The 643-nt window shown below is 51.8% G+C and carries 7 tRNA genes; all 7 read right to left on the bottom strand.

The annotated features are described in order from the left end of the window. Positions 1–4: 4 nt before the first annotated feature. The 7 genes from HMPREF9389_RS00010 to HMPREF9389_RS00040 all read right to left on the bottom strand — a co-directional run bounded on the left by HMPREF9389_RS00010 (position 5) and on the right by HMPREF9389_RS00040 (position 642). Positions 5–78 (bottom strand) — tRNA-Arg (locus tag HMPREF9389_RS00010). Between the two features lie 31 nt (positions 79–109). Continuing rightward, positions 110–195: transfer RNA gene (locus tag HMPREF9389_RS00015), tRNA-Leu, on the bottom strand. 7 nt (positions 196–202) lie between these two features. Next, positions 203–274 (bottom strand) — tRNA-Gly (locus HMPREF9389_RS00020). A gap of 14 nt (positions 275–288) precedes the next feature. Further along, positions 289–361 (bottom strand) — tRNA-Thr (locus HMPREF9389_RS00025). Positions 362–377: 16 nt separating this feature from the next. Beyond that, positions 378–459, bottom strand: a tRNA-Leu gene (locus HMPREF9389_RS00030). Between the two features lie 5 nt (positions 460–464). After that, positions 465–537: transfer RNA gene (locus HMPREF9389_RS00035), tRNA-Lys, on the bottom strand. A 32-nt stretch (positions 538–569) separates the two neighbouring features. Continuing rightward, positions 570–642 (bottom strand) — tRNA-Asp (locus tag HMPREF9389_RS00040). Between the last annotated feature and the right edge of the window lies 1 nt (position 643).

Below are 643 nucleotides of genomic sequence, written 5' to 3'. Positions count from 1 at the left end.
TTAATGCACCCTAGAGGAGTCGAACCTCTAACCGCCTGATTCGTAGTCAGGTACTCTATCCAGTTGAGCTAAGGGTGCTCATCTTCTTCTACTGCCTCTTACAAGTCTATGCCGAGGACCGGAATCGAACCGGTACGATCGTTACCAATCGCAGGATTTTAAGTCCTGTGCGTCTGCCAGTTCCGCCACCCCGGCCGCCTCAAGCGAACGACGGGATTCGAACCCGCGACCCCCACCTTGGCAAGGTGATGTTCTACCACTGAACTACGTTCGCATCCTATTCAAAAATGCCGGCTACATGACTTGAACACGCGACCCTCTGATTACAAATCAGATGCTCTACCAACTGAGCTAAGCCGGCTCATTATTATCTTATATGCGGGTTAAGGGACTTGAACCCCCACGCCCTAAAGCGCCAGATCCTAAATCTGGTGCGTCTGCCAATTCCGCCAAACCCGCTCTTATGACCCGTACTGGGCTCGAACCAGTGACCCTTTGATTAAAAGTCAAATGCTCTACCAACTGAGCTAACGAGTCTCTTACTTTTCTTGAAATCTTCTCGACTTCAACGGTCCCGACGGGAATCGAACCCGCGATCTTCGCCGTGACAGGGCGACGTGATAACCGCTACACTACGGGACCT

Source organism: Streptococcus sanguinis SK355 (assembly GCF_000212855.1).
Taxonomy (GTDB): Bacteria; Bacillota; Bacilli; order Lactobacillales; family Streptococcaceae; genus Streptococcus; species Streptococcus sanguinis_A.
The sequence above is the reverse complement of the archived record's forward strand: the minus strand, read 5'-3'. Positions and strand labels throughout refer to the sequence as shown.